The sequence below is a fragment of the Kastovskya adunca genome (genome assembly GCF_059505785.1).
Genome location: NZ_JCACLG010000011.1, coordinates 20,878 through 37,577 on the forward strand (window position 1 = coordinate 20,878; position 16,700 = coordinate 37,577).

Annotated in this window: 17 protein-coding genes and 1 pseudogene; 14 read left to right on the top strand and 4 right to left on the bottom strand. The window is 46.8% G+C overall.

All coding sequences use genetic code 11. The features are described 5' to 3' along the window. Positions 1-439 precede the first annotated feature (439 nt). Positions 440-1,048, top strand: a complete 609-nt coding sequence (gene clpP / locus AC5JR3_RS03335) for an ATP-dependent Clp endopeptidase proteolytic subunit ClpP (protein ID WP_495843022.1) — start codon at positions 440-442, stop codon at positions 1,046-1,048. Between the two features lie 165 nt (positions 1,049-1,213). On the opposite strand, the gene AC5JR3_RS03340 is transcribed toward clpP, so the two are convergent. Continuing rightward, positions 1,214-2,065: a slr1353 family protein gene (locus AC5JR3_RS03340; RefSeq protein ID WP_495843024.1), complete on the bottom strand. Its 852-nt coding sequence runs from the start codon at positions 2,063-2,065 to the stop codon at positions 1,214-1,216. Between the two features lie 646 nt (positions 2,066-2,711). Here AC5JR3_RS03340 and AC5JR3_RS03345 point away from each other — a divergent pair. From AC5JR3_RS03345 to AC5JR3_RS03375, 7 genes are all read left to right on the top strand, one after another. Next, positions 2,712-4,961 (top strand): ribonuclease R family protein, encoded by a 2,250-nt coding sequence (locus AC5JR3_RS03345; RefSeq protein ID WP_495843026.1) that lies wholly within the window; start codon positions 2,712-2,714, stop codon positions 4,959-4,961. Between the two features lie 85 nt (positions 4,962-5,046). Next, a complete protein-coding gene (locus AC5JR3_RS03350) occupies positions 5,047-5,679 on the top strand; it encodes a flavin prenyltransferase UbiX (protein ID WP_495843028.1) in 633 nt (210 codons plus the stop codon). A gap of 410 nt (positions 5,680-6,089) precedes the next feature. Further along, positions 6,090-6,479 carry a tautomerase family protein gene (locus tag AC5JR3_RS03355; protein ID WP_495843030.1) on the top strand — a complete coding sequence of 130 codons (390 nt, stop codon included), beginning with the start codon at positions 6,090-6,092 and terminating at the stop codon, positions 6,477-6,479. 561 nt (positions 6,480-7,040) lie between these two features. Then, positions 7,041-7,796, top strand: coding sequence for a histidine kinase (locus AC5JR3_RS03360; RefSeq protein ID WP_495843032.1), 756 nt, complete (start codon positions 7,041-7,043; stop codon positions 7,794-7,796). Between the two features lie 77 nt (positions 7,797-7,873). Further along, positions 7,874-8,065 (top strand): YqaE/Pmp3 family membrane protein, encoded by a 192-nt coding sequence (locus AC5JR3_RS03365; RefSeq protein ID WP_495843034.1) that lies wholly within the window; start codon positions 7,874-7,876, stop codon positions 8,063-8,065. 54 nt (positions 8,066-8,119) lie between these two features. Beyond that, on the top strand, positions 8,120-8,542 hold the full coding sequence (locus AC5JR3_RS03370; protein WP_495843036.1) for a phage holin family protein: 423 nt from the start codon (positions 8,120-8,122) through the stop codon (positions 8,540-8,542). A gap of 335 nt (positions 8,543-8,877) precedes the next feature. Beyond that, on the top strand, positions 8,878-10,080 hold the full coding sequence (locus AC5JR3_RS03375; RefSeq protein WP_495843038.1) for a glutathione S-transferase family protein: 1,203 nt from the start codon (positions 8,878-8,880) through the stop codon (positions 10,078-10,080). Between the two features lie 42 nt (positions 10,081-10,122). Here the strand turns inward: AC5JR3_RS03375 and AC5JR3_RS03380 are convergent, their stop codons facing one another. After that, entirely contained in the window at positions 10,123-10,677 is a 555-nt protein-coding gene (locus tag AC5JR3_RS03380) for a Uma2 family endonuclease (protein ID WP_495843040.1), read from the bottom strand. A gap of 123 nt (positions 10,678-10,800) precedes the next feature. Here AC5JR3_RS03380 and AC5JR3_RS03385 point away from each other — a divergent pair. Next, positions 10,801-11,160 (top strand): annotated as a pseudogene (locus tag AC5JR3_RS03385) (endonuclease domain-containing protein). 119 nt (positions 11,161-11,279) lie between these two features. On the opposite strand, the gene AC5JR3_RS03390 reads toward AC5JR3_RS03385, so the two are convergent. Beyond that, complete coding sequence (locus AC5JR3_RS03390) at positions 11,280-11,525, bottom strand: hypothetical protein (protein ID WP_495843042.1); 246 nt, start codon at positions 11,523-11,525, stop codon at positions 11,280-11,282. Positions 11,526-11,712: 187 nt separating this feature from the next. Here AC5JR3_RS03390 and AC5JR3_RS03395 point away from each other — a divergent pair, with 187 nt between their 5' ends. From AC5JR3_RS03395 to AC5JR3_RS03410, 4 genes are all read left to right on the top strand, one after another. Continuing rightward, positions 11,713-12,342, top strand: coding sequence for a hypothetical protein (locus AC5JR3_RS03395; RefSeq protein ID WP_495843044.1), 630 nt, complete (start codon positions 11,713-11,715; stop codon positions 12,340-12,342). 34 nt (positions 12,343-12,376) lie between these two features. Further along, positions 12,377-12,913, top strand: coding sequence for an HlyD family secretion protein (locus AC5JR3_RS03400; RefSeq protein ID WP_495843047.1), 537 nt, complete (start codon positions 12,377-12,379; stop codon positions 12,911-12,913). Continuing rightward, positions 12,914-13,729 carry an HlyD family secretion protein gene (locus tag AC5JR3_RS03405; protein WP_495843049.1) on the top strand — a complete coding sequence of 272 codons (816 nt, stop codon included), beginning with the start codon at positions 12,914-12,916 and terminating at the stop codon, positions 13,727-13,729. Positions 13,730-13,930: 201 nt separating this feature from the next. Beyond that, positions 13,931-14,623, top strand: a complete 693-nt coding sequence (locus tag AC5JR3_RS03410) for a LapA family protein (protein WP_495843051.1) — start codon at positions 13,931-13,933, stop codon at positions 14,621-14,623. A gap of 10 nt (positions 14,624-14,633) precedes the next feature. On the opposite strand, the gene AC5JR3_RS03415 is transcribed toward AC5JR3_RS03410, so the two are convergent. Then, the gene (locus tag AC5JR3_RS03415; protein WP_495843052.1) at positions 14,634-14,831 is read right to left on the bottom strand and encodes a hypothetical protein; all 198 of its coding nucleotides are present in this window, start codon (positions 14,829-14,831) and stop codon (positions 14,634-14,636) included. A gap of 318 nt (positions 14,832-15,149) precedes the next feature. Here AC5JR3_RS03415 and AC5JR3_RS03420 point away from each other — a divergent pair, with 318 nt between their 5' ends. Beyond that, a complete protein-coding gene (locus AC5JR3_RS03420; protein WP_495843054.1) occupies positions 15,150-16,694 on the top strand; it encodes an NB-ARC domain-containing protein in 1,545 nt (514 codons plus the stop codon). Positions 16,695-16,700: the final 6 nt, after the last annotated feature.

Consider the following 16,700-nt stretch of genomic DNA (forward strand, 5'->3'; position numbering starts at 1 on the left):
GCGATCGCCCTTGCGAGCTGCTGTACAGTGAATTAGCAGCAATTCAGGGAGAGGTATCCGGCAAACATTGGCTGTTAAGACAGATAACAGCCGTTGCCTAATTAGACAGTAGTGTCGAAAAAATCATTTTAGACAGTAGTGTCGAAAAAATCATTGCACTGCCTTATGCACTAAAGCAGCAATTCCTGTTCGGTGATAAATAGTGAGCTGAAGCAGGTTTGAGTTCAAAATTCAATTTAAATACAGTTGCTTTGCCGCAACACAACTCAAAACCCTAGCTCCACTCTCCCCACCCCAGGGTATAACGTTCTTGCCTAAAAGTTCAAATGCCACGAGATAGAATTGCTCTGGTGAAATGCTAGGACAAGGGACGCCAAAGCCGCATTTTGCTCTCAATCGCTACAATCTAAGTAAATAAAAGCAAGCAGCAGCAGACTTTATGATCCCTACCGTAATTGAACAATCTGGTCGTGGCGAACGTGCCTTTGACATTTATTCTCGGCTTTTACGAGAGCGCATCATCTTTCTAGGGCAGCAAGTTGATGCCGATCTTGCCAACTTAATTGTTGCCCAGTTACTATTTCTTGAGGCTGAAGACCAAGAGAAAGACATTTACCTCTACATCAACTCTCCCGGTGGTTCTGTCAGTGCTGGCATGGGCATTTTCGACACCATGAATCAAGTTCGTGCCGATGTCTGCACAATTTGTGTCGGGTTAGCGGCTAGCATGGGTGCCTTCCTCCTGAGTGCAGGTGCCAAAGGAAAGCGCATGAGCCTTCCCCACTCCCGAATTATGATTCACCAGCCGCTAGGTGGCGCACAGGGACAAGCAACCGACATTGAGATTCAAGCCAAGGAAATCCTTTACCACAAGCGCCGTCTAAACGAATACCTGGCGGAGCATACTGGACAACCGATTGAGAAGATTAGCGAAGATACAGAACGCGACTTCTTTATGTCCGCCACTGAAGCCAAAGACTATGGCTTGATTGATCAAGTCATTGAACGCCGTCCCTCTGCAACGCGGATGCCTACGGCGGTGAGTTAACCTTTCTAGGAGCTGGGGAGCAGGGGTGGAGGGGAGCGGGGGAGCAGGGGAGCAGGGGAGCAGGGGAGCAGGGGATAACTACACTCACCCTTCATACTTCATCCTTCACCCTTCATACTTCATCCTTCACCCTTCATACTTTCTCCCCTACTCAGGACTCAGGACTCAGGATTCCGGGGAGGGTTCCAATTCTAGATGATGTAGGAAGTCGATTAATTCCTCATCGGTTAGGCGTTGGCGCGATCGCTTTCCGTAAGTTTCCATTAGATACTTTCGCCCCTGCTCCGTCGTCCAGCCTAGACGCTTGAGTTCCACATTGGTTTTCGCCATAATGTCAGAAAAGTCAATGGGAGTACTAGGGGTAGAGATTTTGGTCGCCTCAGGTTGCACTTCGCTAAAGGAATAACTCGGCACGGGGGAGACAGCCGGCTGGGGATGAGGTAGGGTTTCTAGTGGTTCTAAGGTGGGTTCAACTAGATTATCTTCCTCAAATCTCTCTACCTCAGCCGCAGAAAAATCTTCACTAAAGGGAATCTCTTCCTCAACACTTGGCGTTGTGAAATTCTTCTCCAACGGCGCTTGACGAGAAGCTTTGGGTGACGGTACAGCCATCTCTCCATTGCCTACAGTAGGTTCTTCTATAGGCGATGGAGCCGGAATTTGTCTCTGGTTTACGGCGGGAAAGGTAGTCACTGGGGGAGGAGTTGGAGCAACAGTCGTTGCCGAGATCCTAGGGGTGTCGGTGGTTGGCTGAATGCCCAAAACAGCTAGGGCGCGGCTTCTGGCAATATCTTCTGCCTGTTCTACCGTATCAGCCGCCGCTAATCCAGTTGCCAAGGTAGCACCGTCATTTTGCACTAGGGCACGAACTACGTACTTACCATGTTCGATTGCCAGCAACTCGCTAATCAGGCTACCTTGGGGATAATGAACTCGAAGTTGATTAAACATAAACTTTATGTGCCGATGCAGGTGGGGAGAAGCCTCATATCCCGCCTGCGTGTTAATGTAGCTCATCACAGGTAGCAGATACTCGCTTATCAAGTATATACGCTATAAACTGAGAACAGATTTTCTTAAGGTACAACCAGAAACTAGAATAATTACAGGCTGTTTGAGCGTCACCTACTGCCTTTGCCGCAACGTACGCGATCGCTAAATGCGGTAATCCTTCGATTGAGGGCAGTCAGTTAATCTGCATTCCGCTCAAGGGTGAAATTGAGAAGCGTCTTGCTTCTCCACTTCCACTCGGCACCGATTGCTTCTCAATTTTCTAGCTGTATCCTTAGTTACCGATTGAGAACAGCCTGTAAAACATAGAAGGAATCATCTTTGGTGAGATGGTTGCAGCACTGCACGTGACACTCATCTGCTGAAACACTGGTACATCGATGGCACTCTTGCTAACGAAAACTGATAAACCTCAGACAAAGTTTGTCTCAGAGTAAAGAGTGGTGAAATGAGAGCCTTTCCTCTCGTTTGACCCACGCTACAGACTCCTTATTAAAACGATTTGGGTGAAAACGACCCAGTTTTATGAGGAAGGCTCTGGCTTCGGAGAGTCGGTGAGTGCTGTCACAAATCTACGTAACACCAGCGCACAAGGTTAGGCAAGCGTTCAGGGCAAAACAAAGAACCACGATCAGACAAAAGGGCTTGTTGGATGGAATTTTCAATCGCTACACTACTTTCCAATTTTCAGGATGAAAAATTAGTGGCTCCCAAAGTTTTAGAGAAGAAACTTGGTTGCCAAGACTCGGTGAGTCTAGAAAAGCTACAAATTGCCTTAGATGCCTTAGAAAAAGCGGGCATTTTGGTAAAAGAGCGGGGTAGGTATCGCCGCGTTCATGAAGAAGATGTCGTCGAGGCAAAACTGCGCTGTTCCAGCAAAGGATTTTGCTTTGCGATTCAGGATACTGAAGGAGCCGATGATATTTATATCCGCGAAAGCCATCTCAGTACTGCCTGGAATGGCGATCGCGTTTTGGTCAAAGTTATCAAAGAAGGAAGCCGCCGTCGCAGCCCAGAAGGGCAAGTGCAGCTCATTTTAGAACGGGTTAATCCTTCGGTGCTAGCACGGGTTAAGCAAACTGATAGAGGCTACCGCGCTGTCCCTCTCGATGACCGATTGTTATTTGAACTCAGTCTCCAACCCCACGAACAGAACCTAGAAAACTCCCTTGAGCATCTGGTGCATGTGGAAGTACTGCGTTATCCCTTGGGACAAAATCCCCCGATTGGCAAAGTTGCCAGGGTTCTAGGGACAGATGCGGAAGCGGCGGCTGATACAGATATCGTTTGTTGCAAGCACGATTTACGCCGGGAGTTTCCCGAAGCCGTTCTCCAAGCCGTGGAGTCTTTACCCAATCAGGTAAGAAAAACTGACCTGAAGTCTCGCCTAGACCTACGTCATCTACTCACCCTGACCCTTGAAAGCGCGGAGGGTGAGGAGAATGTGACTGTCGAAAATGCCTTTACCTTAGAAAAAACGGCATCGGGACAGTGGCAACTAGGGATTCATATTAGCGATGTGGCTAGCTATATTACTCCCAATTCACCCATAGACCAGGAAGCGAAAAAGCGGGGAACTGCCGTTTTCCTGGGAGAGACATTACTCCCGTTAGTACCAGAAACATTGCAGGAGCGTTGCTCTTTAGTCCCCGGAGAAGACCGCTTAACGATTTCCGTGCTGCTGACGCTAGGGGAAGATGGGCAACTGGTAGAGTACGAAATTCAACCCGGCGTCATTCAAGTCGATCGCCAACTCAGTTATGAAGAGGCGCAAACTCTTTTAGGAGAGGAAAAACCGACTAAGAAATTGGCACCTGTGGTTGAAATGCTCCATCACCTATTTTTTATCCTCAGTCCATCGGTGAAAGCTGCACGGCAGCAACGGGGGTCATTTGAGCTAAATATTGAAGACAATCCCTATCCTTACAAAGATGAAGGACGAGTGGGAGCGATCGCTGTTTCTCCTTCTATCCCGGCGCGGTCACTTTCGACTGAGTTAACCGTGCTGGCAAATCAAGTTGTTGCCAACCACCTGCAAGCCCTTTCTCTACCAGTTATTTACTGTGTGCAATCAGCACCAGACCCCGCAGAACTGCAAGACTTGATTAAGTTAGGCAATAATTTGCAGCTTGATTTACAACTGGAAAACGAAGAGGAAGTCCGTCCCCAGGATTATCAACAATTCACCCAGCTTTTTACGAAATCCCCGGTTTCAAAAGTCCTCACCTATCTGTTGCAGTCCACCTTAAAGCCTGTACTCTACAGCAGCAAGCCAGGAAGTCACTTCGGGTTAGCCCTTGATACGGGATACACCCGGATCACGTCTCCCCTGCGGCGTTATGCCGATTTGTTTGTGCAGCGCTTACTCCATGCCATGTTTGAGAAAGGACGCGATCGCCGCACCGTCCGCGCCAAAGAGCGCGTCAACTTGCGCCACAGTAGCGCCAAAGGTCAGATTAACTGGAATGTCCTTCCTCCAGACATACAGCAAGAAGAGTTTGAAAGCCAACTCTCTGTCTTGATTCCCTTCCTCAATGACCGCGAAAAAGTGGCAATGGATGCCGAGGTGGATTTGGATGGCTTAAAGAAAGCCGAACAAATGAAAGCCCGCACGGGAGATGTCTTTACGGGGCTAATTACTGGCGTCCAGTCCTACGGCTTCTTTGTGGAGATCGAGGACTTGCTTGTTGAGGGATTGGTGCATGTCTCATCCCTCAAGGATGACTGGTACGAGTATCGCTCGCGTCATAGCTGTCTGGTGGGACGGAAAAATCGTACCGCTTACCGTTTAGGCGATCGCGTTGAAGTTCAAGTCAAAAGCGTCGATTACTACCGCCAGCAAATCGACTTAGTAACCGTCGGTGGTGGTAGCGAAGCTCGAAATGAAGACTTAGAAGAGTAGTATGATCAGCCTCAAGCTTTGTAGGGGTGCAAGGCTTTGCGCTTCTACAAAGCAATTACATCGGTGACAATCCTCAGGAAAATTGGTGCAAAATTCAACCCTCAACAGGCAAACTTTGCCTTTGATTCTCGGCATTACAGGTGCCTCCGGCTTGATTTATGCCGTCCGCGCCGTGAAGTTTTTACTGGAAGCAGACTACACGATCAACTTAGTAGCTTCCAAATCAACTTACCTGGTTTGGCAGGCAGAAGATAATATCCGGATGCCTCCAGAACCCGACTCCCAAGAGCAGTTCTGGCGCGAACAAACCGGGGTTCCTCAAGGAGGGAAGCTGATCTGTCACCGCTGGGGAGATGTTGGCGCAACCATTGCTAGTGGTTCCTTCCGCACCTTAGGGATGCTGATTATGCCCTGTAGCATGAGTACGGTGGCAAAGATAGCGACGGGTTTAAGTTCTGACTTGTTAGAACGTGCTGCTGACGTGCAACTCAAAGAAGGGCGTCCGTTAGTGATCGTCCCCCGCGAAACGCCCTTTAGCCTGATTCATCTACGCAACTTAACTGCACTGGCAGAATCTGGAGTCAGAATTGTTCCTGCTATCCCTGCTTGGTATCACCATCCGCAAACCATAGAGGATTTGGTTGATTTCGTTGTCGCTCGTGCTTTCGATCAGTTGGATATTGACTGTGTCCCCATTAATCGCTGGGAGGGGCATTAGGAAGAGGCAAAAGAAGCGATCACCCTTTCTCTTGCTCCCTCAAAACAATCTATTTTTTACTCAGGTTTGAATTAGTCTCAGTCATCCTCTTCCCCATCATCAAAAATAGCTTCAATATCCCTTACCCTATGAAGCCCTCACCTAATTTCTACTCCGGTGTCGGTAGGAAAGCGCGATCGCACTGGGAAGGAATGGTAGTCAATCTGCCTCTACTCGATCGCTCAACATGCATCTCAAGTATCATTTTCTACTGATTCCACTAACTCGTTAGAGATATATAGTGGCAACTTTTAGGCGCAATTAGTATTAAATTACTAACGAATGAAAAGCCTTGAGTGCAATCAGTAGCATAGTTTTTACAGAACAGGTGCTAAGCTACTCGAACTTGTTTGCATTGAAAAAAATCTCAAATGGCACAGATCAAAATCTACGGAAACGCAGCATTTCTCGGTGAGTCCCGGAACTTAATTTCTGACGTAATACATTCTTGCGTTGTGGATGCGCTTGCACTTCCTCAAGACAAGCGGTTTCATCGCTTCTTACCCCTTGAGAAGGAGGATTTCATTTATCCGCCTGACCGCTCAGAGAAATACGTAATTATCGAGGTCAGCATGTTCGAGGGACGCACAGTTGAGACAAAGAAGAAGCTCATTCATTTGCTGTTTTCCCGATTGTCAGTGCAAGTCGGAATTAGACCTGTGGATTTAGAAATTACGATCACAGAGACTCCAAAACATAATTGGGGAATCCGGGGGCTGGCAGGAGACGAATTAAACTTAAACTACAAAGTGGAACAGTAGCGGAATGATGAAACCAGGGTAGTGATTAATACTGCATAATGGTTTCCCTTGTAACATTTAATTCAGCCACTTTTGATATTAATTATCATTATTAAAAAAAGACGGGAAAAGTCAGAATTTAACCCTATCTCCCGTCGCTTCAATTTTAAAGTTATTTTGTTATCAGAAATACTCAACTGATTGGCGAAAGTATTTTTAACAACCCGATGATCAATCTAGTCACTTGCCTAGCACATTCTTTAGTTGGCAATACTTACAGCAAATGCTTGGAGCTTAGCTAAACCCACCTTTCCTAGGTAGATCCAGTCTAAATATAATAGATAAACTACAATCCTAGCAGCCAGATTTAAGGACGAATTCTACCAATAGGATGATAACTTACGAGCACTTATATAAAATTTACACATTAGAGATTTCTAGAATTTCAGGGACGGTTATCCCCATACACTGTTCAAAAAATTCGCGTCATTATAGAAGGGAAAGGAACAGTGAGAGCCACACAGTAATCCCAGATTAGACAGGTTCTCACTCCATCCCAACTTCATGTATGGAGGATGAACCGTGCCTAACTCGGTTAAAGAAAAGATTACAGCCGATCTTGAGAAGGCAAAAGCAGAGGGAACCCTCAGAAAGGAACGGATTCGAGAAATTGTTAAAGAAGCAGTTTCCCAAGCCGTTGGTGAACTCAAAGAAGGCGCTAGCGAGATCCGTTTGGTTGCCAAGGATGCCATCTCTACAGTGATTGCCAACTTAGGAGAGAAGGGTCAAGAAACTAAAGAAGAAATTACCGCTTCAATTGAAGGCGCTATTGAAGGGATTACCTATCGTCAACAAGAGGCGATCGCCCAAAGTCAAGCGCGACTTCAACAACTCCAAGCGGAAGTAGACGCCCAAGAACAGCAGCTAGAAACAGAGATTAATGGTGCGCTGGTTGAAATTGAAGCAACCGGACAAGAATCGCCCCACAATCTACGCTCTGCGATTGAAAATACCGTTAACGCCATCAAAGAACGGAAAGAACTAGCGCTGCTACAACAGCAATATACCAAGGTGAAGGTGCAACTAGTAGATCTAGATGACAAGCTGAGAACTCGTTATGGCGATCGCTATGACGAAGTCAAACAGCAGCTAGAAAATGCCCAAGTCTGGTACGAGAGTAAAAAAGCTGAAGTAGAAGCTGGCGGAACCGATCCAGTGCAGCAAAAGCAAGTAGAAATCGAAAGTAATGCTGGGAAAGCTGGCTCAGCTGTTGCTCGTAAAGAACAGGAAATCAAACAGCAACTCAAAGAGCTTTGGCAAACCATGACCAAGCGCTAAGTTTCAGATACGCGAGTAGAAACCGCTCTGGAAGTTGAACAAGTTACATTTTGCAGTTTATTAAGTGAGTTAAACCTATGCCACTACTACGGATTCTTTTGGGAGTTCTCATTCCCCCCCTTGGCATCTTTCTAACCTACGGAGTTAGTGCCACCTTGGGAATCAATGTTTTACTAACTCTCCTCGGTTGGATTCCTGGCAGCATCCATGCTGCTTGGGCGATCGCCAAACATTATGAAAACCTGAACCAACAGACCCGTCAAAGCTAACATTTCACAGATAGAAATGATTGCTTAAGTTATTGATTACACTTGGAGGAAAATATGATTGGATACCTTGTAACTACATTAGCTACTGCTTTAGGGCTGCTAATTGTTGATCTCGCCGTACCGGGAGTCAACATTGCGACATTCCCGGCTGCTCTGCTCGCCGCCATTGCGATTGGTTTGGTCAATGGTTCCCTTGGCCCCGTTCTGAGACTTCTCTCTCTACCACTCAATATTCTAAGTTTAGGATTGTTCTCATTGGTTGTTAATGGAGTGTGCTTCTGGCTAGCCTCCATTCTCGTACCTGGGTTTGCAGTGAGTGGTCTTTGGGCGCTAATTCTCGGCCCTGTTATTCTGTCTTTCTCTAGCACCTTCTTGAATAACTATTTCGCTGAGAAAGGGGTTGGTCAATCTCTCCCCGGAGCGAATGACAAGGCAGCTCTTAACGCTGAAGGAAACAAGATTCAAAACGCTCGTTAAGCAACAAGAATCAAGGTTAAAAAAGGGTTACTTCTCAATGTGAGAGTAATCCTTTTTTTAATTGACTGCACAGTGACTAATCAGCAAAAGGTGTTTGACGGGCAGTATAGACAGTAATACGTCTCGATTAACTGTTAGCAGGCTTCGGGTTGAGTCACATCTGTAGTCAGTAGTCAGTGCGATCGCCTCTCCCCTGCTTCAGTGCAGGTAAGCTAATACTGTTTGATTGCAAGTCAGTGATGGATTGCAGGTTCAACTCCTGTCGCCAGCCCCTAAATATTACTAATAAGCTTGTTGTAAGCTAACTTTGAAACCCTTTCAGGATATCTGCCCACATGACCACTGCCCCCTTAAGCTGGACAGAGCTTGAAGCCCTTACAGACTTTCAAGCCGATACCGTCAATGGACCTACCAATGCTCAAGCTCGGTTGCGTCTATTTGGTCGCAGCGAATCTGATGTGCGGGTGACGCTATACCGCGACAACCACGCCTGGTGTCCTTACTGTCAGAAAGTCTGGCTGTGGCTTGAGGAAAAACAAATCCCCTATCGCATCGAAAAAGTGACGATGTTTTGCTATGGGGAAAAAGAAAGCTGGTATAAGCGCAAGGTGCCATCAGGCATGTTACCAGCCATAGAATTAGACGGACGCCTCATTACCGAAAGTGATGACATTTTGATTGCTCTGGAACGAGTCTTTGGTGCTTTGGGGCAGGGTATGGAAGACCCCACAGTCATTCCCCTACGGCGACTAGAGCGCCTTCTCTTTAGAGCTTGGTGTTCCTGGCTTTGCTATCCCACGAGGTCATCCCAACAAGAGCAGCGCAGCCGAGAGAAATTTATAGAAGTGGTAGGCAAGGTCGAGTATGCCCTAGCCAGTACGCCTGGAGCATACTTCCTGGAGGAGTTCGGCACGGCTGATGTGATCTTTACGCCCTATGTCGAACGCATGAATGCCAGCCTGTACTACTACAAAGGATATTCGCTACGAGAGGATAACCCTCACTTGGCTGCCTGGTTTGAGGCAATGGAAAGCCGTCCCACCTACCGTGGTACCCAGAGTGACTTCCACACCCACGCCCATGACTTACCGCCTCAGATGGGGGGCTGTTGGGAAAATGGTGAACCGCAGATGCTCATAAATAAGACGCGGGTGGATAACGGGCCCTGGTTCGGTTTGCCCGATGTCGCTTACCCAGAGCCAGAAAACTCCCGCCAGGAAGCTCTTTACCGAGTAATTAAGCACCGCGCTAATATTATTCGAGTCAACCCCGCTGACGATCAGTTATTTGATGAAGCTCTGCGTTGTGCCTTAACCTTGATGCTCACGGGTGAAGTCTGCACACCACCAACGGGATCTGATGTGGCGTTGCGATATTTGCGCGATCGCATCAATGTCCCTCGCGATCTATCCCCCTACGCTGCCAAACGGCTCAGAGAAGCTCTGGAGAAAACTGCGGCTTTAGTCGGTGATGGACAGGGTTCCCTCATTGAGATTAAGCATCGACGCGATCAAGACCCAGCTAACTTTGCCAGATAAAGAGTAGCGATCGCAGTTTTTCTATCTGGAGAGTGCGATCGCTTAACTATCCAAACCCCGATAAAGTTTGGCGATCGCAAATTCTAAGTCAAGGCTTTTTAAAAGAATGCGATCGCCTGATCCATAAACCACGGTTTCCCAACTATCCCCCACCTTACAGCGACATTCCACCCGCTGGCTATCTTGGGAAACAAGCACATACTCTTCCAAAGACTCCAACTTTTGATAATCCTCAAACTTATCCCCCAAGTCAAACGCCTGCGTACTGGATGAAAGCACTTCAGCGATCAGTTTCGGATAGCGCTTGATATATCGGTCATTGCGATCGCGCGGATCGCAAGTTACGAACGCATCAGGGTAGTAGTAAAACTCATCCTGGTAATTGACCTTGACATTACCGGAATAGAACCGACAGTCTGAAGCATCGCCGAGATGATTATCAACCAACTTCAGGAGATTGAACGTAATTCGCTCGTGGTTATCAGTACCGCCAGCCATTGCATAGACTAAGCCGCGCCGATATTCATGACGGATCGGGTTTTGGCGTTCAATCTCAAGATATTCTTCGGGACTTATGTAGTTTGGGATAGCAATCATAAGTTGATGGGGGAGTGCGATCGCGCTGGCTCTATTTTAGCGATTGGGGTATACAACTAATTTTTAACTTTTCAGTCCGATCGAAATTTAGTCCCCCCTTTTTAAGGGGGGTTAGGGGGGATCTTGCCACAACTCAACCATTCTGAATTTCACCTTCCCTATAACCAAAAACTCATTACTCGTGCAAAACAACTCCGCCAAAATATGACTCCTCTATAGAAAAAACTTTGGCAAGATTGCTTAAGAAATTTCCCGCACAGAGTTCTGAGACAGCGACCCATTGACCATTTTATTGTTGACTTCTACTGTGCGGCTTTGAAGCTGGTTATTGAAATTGATGGAGAGAGTCATTTTAGTGAACAAGGACGGCTTTATGACCGAGAGCGATCGCAAATTTTAGAAAGTTATGGATTGAGGATTGTCAGATTTACGAATCGAGAAGTTTTAGAAGATTTTGAGGGGGTTTGTGAGAAGTTGCGGTAGTTGATCCCCCCAAACCCCCCTTTTTAAGGGGGGCTTTGAAGAAGGTAGATTGAGAAAGGCGATCGCACTTGGGGAAAGAGTGAGTGCGATCGCTTGTTGGTATCTAATAAGTACATCGCTTAATCGAAGCTTAATAACTCTCGACCGCGATCTTGGTGGCGTTGGGTTGCGATCGCTTCAAAGTTTGCATCTAGGTCAGATTGGTTTGACCAGGCTCCGAATAGTTGGCTTAAGCGTTGCAAGCGTTCTTCTGTGCTGAGAAACCTCTGGGGCTTAATTTCAAGGGTAATCTCACAGCCGTCTGGAAGTTCAAGTTCTTGTTGTAGTTCAATAAGCTGACCCCGTTTAATACCTCGAATTTGCATGGCTCTACTCAACAGCGCTTTCGATTTATTTCCACTGTAGCAAGAGGAGGTGGGATGCTGGCTCTATTTTAGCGATCGCAATTTTTCTATCTGGAGAGTGCGATCGCATTTCTCACTTGGATAAAAAAGGCGATCGCCTCTTTTCGCAACCGGACAAATCCTCCTCCAAACTCAGGGTGCAGCCTTAATGCTGCCCTTTGGTTTATTAGCAATGCTAGTCGTGACGATTCATGAACTCGGTCACGCTCTCACCTTAAAACATTACGGCGGCATTGTTCCCGAAATTGGGCTGCTGTTCATGTTTTTAATGCCCGCCGCTTATACCAATACCAGCGACGCTTACTGCTTAGTGAAACGCCGACAGCGAGTGTTTGTAGTCGCCGTGGGGGTTCTGACTCAGTTAGTAATTGGGGCAATTGCCTTGTGGCTGTGGCATCTATCGGTTGAGAGTAGCTGGCTGCACCCAACGAGTTACTTACTGTTAGTGGCGTCTTTATTTACCGTCGCCCTCAATCTCAACCCCTTAGCAAAGTTTGATGGCTATTACTTAGCCGTTGCTCTGACTGGAATTAATAATCTGCGATCGCGCTCATTTGAACTGTATGCCAATTTACTCAAAGGAAGCCCCATAGAAGAGCGAAAAAGCGATCGCCTCGTACTTGCCACTTACGCTCCCTTCAGTTTGCTCTACATCCTCTGCGTTTTTGGCAGTCTATTTTCCTTTGTCACCCATTGGACACTTGCGAATATCCCCATGACAGCCTTTGTACTGTTACTGGTTTGGGCAATTTACTACATCTTCCCTCGCCCTCGCTAGCAGATTTCACTCCTACTCCTCACTATTTCCCCCTATGAAAGCGCCCTATTCTGACGCCTCTCGTTTCAACTTTTCCCCTCGCTTCAAACTCGTACCGCCTGCTGCTGTTCCTCCGACGACTCCTCCTGCAACGGAACCACAGCCAACACCACAATCCCCCGCCACCCAACTAGAAAAAAAGCCTTTCCCTTATACAGGTTGGCTAATTTTCGGTAGTGTTGTTGTCGCTTTAGGCGCGATCGCTCAAATTCCCGTTTCTCCTTCCATCCGTGCTGAGGCGTGGCTAGAAGCCGATCCTAATAATCGTTCTGTAGTTCACAGGGAAATTTCGGGGAAGATTACCGAAATCCTTGTCGAACCCAACAAAGCTGTAACAGAAGATCAACCACTAGCCTTAATCGAGAGCCAGCAACTAGAAGAAGAAATCGGGGAATGGAATCTGCGCTATTCAGAAAAAGCCTCAGCGATGGAAACGGCTAACCAGCAGATAATAACCGCCAAAGCACGCCTTGACCAAGTTCTCTCCCAAGAAGCGCGTAGCAGACAGCGCCTTGAGGAACTGCAACAATAAGTGAACTTAACGCCCCCTCAAATTCAGGCGTTGCAAAGTCAAGTACAAAGCCTCAAAGCCAGTGGTGAAAGCTTAGATCTAACGATTAGTCGCTACCAAAAGCTAGCCGAACAGGGAGCCTATCCCCTAGAAAAGGTTAATGAACTGCAGCGACAAAAGTCAGCCATTGAGGCTCAAGTTTGGCAACAATCGACAGCGGTGGAGATGGCTAAAAAGCAACTGCGCGATGAGCTGAAAGCGCGTCAGGATGAATACGATCGCTTGGTGGCGCAAAGACGAGTTGCCGAACAGGAATCAATGGCGGCGAGAACATCTGTTACTAGTCAGTTACCGCTAGTTGAGACATTACATAAGGAATTGGCGAAGCGTCAGAACCGACAAACTCAAAATCAGGTGTTACGCGCTCCCAAGTCGGGAACGGTGATTACGCAGAACCTGTATCCTCTCAAGGGAAAGACGCTGCAAAAGGGCGAGGCGGTATTGGAGATTGCCGATCCTTCTAAGCTGGTGGCGGTAATTGAGGTGCGTCAGGAAGATGCGGATTTAGTAAAGGCTGGGGCAATTGTGAAGTTCAATCCACCAGAACCAGGATTACCGAGTTTCACAACTCAGATTAAGCAAGTGGTGACGGTATTAGAGCGGGATAAGATGCAGCAAAAGTCGATGTTGCAGGTGATTGCGGTGATTGATTCACAGGGAAATCAGTTGAAGCCAGGGGCGAAGGTTTATGCCAAAATTGCTTCTCCAGAGCCGATTCCTCTGTATGAGAAATGCCGACGGGAGTTTTTCAATTTGTTTAAAGTGCGATCGCTCTAAAATCCTGACTTAAGCAAAACTTGCTCCTCAGATCCCCGACTTCTTGAAGAAGTCGGGGATCTAGTCCAGCTATGATTCCTGTAGGGACGCAGAGCTTAGCGCCCTTACGAATATGAACGCCAAGGGAGATGAGCAGCAGCATGTAGGTAGATACAAGACAAAACTAGACTGGAAGAAGAAAACTATCGTTACTTCTACATCATGCCTGTATTTCGACTTGTGCTACTGCTGGTGGTTTTGAGTGGACTGGCATTATTTATCTTCTCTAATACATCGCCAGTTCTGCCACTAAGCTTTTTGGGAGTGCAAACTGCGCCGTTACCCTTCGCCGCATGGTTGGCTGTAGCGATCGCGGCTGGTTTTATTTCCAGTTGGTTGCTGCAATTTCTCGGCTACTTACGCGCCCGTTACAGCCCAGTTGGTGTTTCCCCAGCCGCGCCATCTCCGAAGCGATCGCGACGCGAGGAACCAAAATACACCACAACCACCCAAACTCGCTACACTCCCCCGGCTTCAGAGCCAGCACCTGTAAACGATCTCTCTGATTGGGAAGTTACAGATAACGATGACTGGGATATTGAAGCACCTCCCGCGCCGTCAACCAGTCCTTTCCCACAACCTCCCGTTCGAGACACAACAAACTACGAAGTTAGGCAAGAACCAAAAACTGTTAACCAATCTGGCTCGGTATATTCTCAAAGCTACCGAGATACCAGAAACTCAAGTGTGGGCAAAACTGAAGATGTTTATGATGCCAACTATCGGTTGATTGTCCCCCCCTATCAAGAAGACTCATCGCCAGAGCGAGAAACAGACGACGAAGATTGGGGATTTGAAGAGGATGATGATGAATTTGACGACTTCGAGGACGACAATAGTCCCTCGCGGCTGTAAAGTGTAAAAATTAAGCTTGCATTAGGAGTTCGCGGGATTGTTGCTTAACATAACCCGCCATTGCTGCTTGCTGTAGCTTCATGAAGGCTTGCATATCTTCTGAGCTATACTTTTGCCTCAGCCCCTGTCGCAGTTGCTCTTCTGCTTCTACTGTTAAATAGCCAGTACAGAGTGCTTGGTTAACAATTTCACTAATTAAATTCATCATTTTCATTATCCAAAGCAACAGCAATTATCTGCAATCAAAGAGTTTCCATCCTTAGCAAAAGAACTTTTAACGTGTTGTGAGTTATGCCTAAGAGTCGATAAGCATTCTCCTAAATTTCATTAATGAAGCTTGTGTGAAATTTTCATAAAAATTTAATGAACTGCTGTTAAACCTAGGATAACTAAGATGAAAACTAATTTCTATTAACGCTTGTTAGCAAATTCGTCATAAATTCACCGCTACTTTGCTAGAAATTCATAACTATTTCGTTAGAATCTAGCGTTGAAAACCTATTTTTTTCAGTGATAGCGGGCAAACATGGTATCTACTGTTAGTCAGGCAGATGGAGATTTTTTAGCCGCCGCCAGCAATTGGGACGTAGAAAAACTCTATGTAGACTTAGCGACGGCAAAGGGAAAAGGATTAACTCCTTTAGAAAAAAAGCTTTTAAGAGGGCTACTTTGTGGCTATAGCCCGGCTGAAATTGCGGAGAAGATTTATAAAAGTCGCAGCAGTAGCGCCGTCCGCGTTTATTTATCCAATGGAGTGTACAAATATATTCAAGAACTATTACAGCAGCAGCAGGGCAAAGATGTATCGGTCAAAAGTTGGAGCCGCGTTACTAACCTACTGGAACAGGCTGGATATAAAATACAGCTAAAAAATCAATCTCAAGCGATCGCTGAGTTTCCCACACCTGAAGCCGAGTCTCACCCATTCGATCTGCTCGTGAATAAATATCAAGCATGGCAAGAGGCAATCGATCTAGACATATTCTACGGACGCCACGATGAACTGGCACAGTTGCAACAGTGGATTGTGGAAGATAACTGCCGCTTGGTGGCAATTTTGGGGATGGGAGGTGTGGGTAAAACTTCCCTAGCAATTAAGCTAGCAGAACTGATCCAAGATGAGTTTGAGTATCTGATTTGGCGATCGCTAGAGCCAGCCCCTAGCATTGAAAGCTTACTAACAGACTTGCTGCTTATTTTTTCTCCAGAGCCAGATACCACCTTACCCACAACAACCGAAGGTCAGATTTCCCGCCTCATCGGCTATTTGCGATCGCATCGTTGTCTGTTAGTCTTCGATCGTGCCGAAGCGGTTTTACGCAGTAACGATTATACAGGTGCCTACCGCGAAGGCTATGAAGACTACGGGCAATTGTTTCGTCGATTGGGAGAAGAATACCATTGCAGTTGCAGTATTCTGACGAGTCGGGAGAACCCCAAAGAAATTGCCTTAAACGCTGGGGAAGAACTACTCGTCCACACTTACTATCTGAGTGGCTTGCAGTCGGGAGAAGCAATTGAACTGCTAATCCTCAAAGGCTTGCTTGGCTCCGATAATGAAAGGCGTTTACTCGTTAAGTGCTACGCTAACAACCCCCTAGCCCTAAAAATTGTCGCCACCACCATCCAGAATCTTTTTGATGGAAGCATTACAGATTTCATGGCAGAAGCCACAATCTTGTTTGGTGATATCTACGCTCTTTTCGAGGAGCAATTTAATCGCCTCTCTGATTTGGAAAAACAGCTCCTGTACGCACTCTTAGTTCACCACAAGTTAATTTCGTTTTGTGGATGGCAGCAGGATGGGGTTTTCAGTATATCCAAGCGGGAGCAGTTGGAAGCGTTGGAGTCTTTGCAGAGGCGATCGCTCTTGCAAAAAAAATCTACCACCTTGCCACAATACCCTCTACTCAAAGTCTACATTGCAGAAAAATTAGCTGAACAGGTGTCGCAAGAAATGAGCAATAAAGCGGTAGCGCAGTTGGTTAGCCATACCATCCTTAGTACCCTACTTAAAGACGAACCTACGAGCTTCACAAGCCCTATAACAGAACAGCGACGCCTTTATTAACCCGCT